Below are 1,613 nucleotides of genomic sequence, written 5' to 3'. Positions count from 1 at the left end.
GCTGTTAATGACAAGTGAAGCAACTGTCTAAATACCAATGACTTGCAATTCATGCTTTTTAGCAAGTCTTTGAAGTAAGGATAGTTCTTTCGCTTTAAGTTGTTGCTCATATTTTTTAATACCCTGTTCTACATATTCCACTCCTTTGGTAAGTGTATTGTAAAATGCTTCAGCTATTTTTCTTGCTCCTGCTTTATAAGCAATAGCGGCGCCTCTGCGTACTTTCAACTTTCTTATAAATGCACCAATAGCAGTATACTTACTGTTTTGTAATGATTGTGCTACTTCTTTAAAAATCTGACCAGCCTTGTTACAGGGCGCCCGCTTTATCCATTTACTTTTCTTACCGCTTTGATGATGACCCGGCGATAAACTACACCAACTTGTAAATTGTTTCAGACTCGGAAAACGGCTCATATCAACTCCCGTTTCACCTATCAGCCTTAACAGCGTATAATCATTGATGCCTGATATACTGCTTACGTTCACTCCAAACAATTGAACCATCATTGCATGAAGGTTCTTGATTTGTGGTGCATGATGGCGTATAGATTTCGCTTTGCCCAACGCATCTTTTTTAACCGCCGGCTTATCCTGCACAAGATTGGTTAACAGCAAAGCTATCCGCTGGTCTATGATGTGCACCTGTTGTTGATGCTGCTTCCACATATCAAGATTTTGTTTTAGCATGAACAAATAAGTTTCATTGTAATTTCCTTCAAGAGCCTTCAAAACCTCAGCGCTTTTTTTACTTTTTATCCGCTCATGGCATAATAGTAACAGCACCTGCGCATCCCGTTGACCGGCTATTATAGCCTCTATCATCCTGATACCACTGGTTCCATGTATCTGGCTGATAACAGAAGTGAGCTTTATGTTCATTAATTCTAAACTACGCTGCATCTTCTTTATATAAGTGCTGCCCATATCTATGATGTCTAACCGTTCTCTTACCAGCAGCCTTATCTCAAGCATTTTGCCTTCCGGAATAAAACTTTCTTTTAAGATACCTGCTGCAAATAATTTCTGGATGCGGCGCGCATCCTTCACATCTGTTTTATCACCCCGTTTTTGTTGCGTTTGTTTGGGATTCACCAGCGATACACGTATACCTTCAGCCTCAAGCATCGTATACAAGCTTATCCAGTAAACGCCTGTCGCTTCCATGGCAACGCGTTCTACGCCCCATTGTTTTAGGTAATCAATGCAATCCCGGTAATCTGAGCTGCAGGTACCAAAATTTTTAACCTCCTGGCCATCTGGTGAAACAAAAATTTTTTCGCTGCCAATATCTATTCCAGCAGCACAGGCATTGACCTGCTCAAAAATAATCTCTGTTTTTCTCATAACTTTACTTTTACTTTTAATTAATAAGCAGCCTGTGGCTCAAAGAATTTAAAAGTTTAAAAGCTGTTATACGGGAAACCTGCTACAAACAGGCTCACCAAAAGGAACTTCAACATTCTTTGAAACAAAGCTGTTTTGCAGGAACTAAGTCACTACTTTTAGTACTGTTACGCTGCCACAGGTTGCTTTATCTCTTCAAAGTTGAAGCTTTTTCTACTTGTCATTTTAAAGAACTTGATTCGCAATTATTTGTGCCTGTTTATGAC

1 protein-coding gene is annotated in these 1,613 nt (G+C 39.6%); it reads right to left on the bottom strand.

Features of this window, described 5'->3' with window-relative positions:
* Window positions 1-27: 27 nt before the first annotated feature.
* Window positions 28-1,347: an IS110 family RNA-guided transposase gene (locus tag ACYVBM_RS09440; RefSeq protein ID WP_460685402.1), complete on the bottom strand. Its 1,320-nt coding sequence runs from the start codon at window positions 1,345-1,347 to the stop codon at window positions 28-30.
* Between the last annotated feature and the right edge of the window lie 266 nt (window positions 1,348-1,613).

The sequence above is a fragment of the Niabella aquatica genome, from assembly GCF_054779315.1.
The sequence above is the reverse complement of the archived record's forward strand: the minus strand, read 5'-3'. Positions and strand labels throughout refer to the sequence as shown.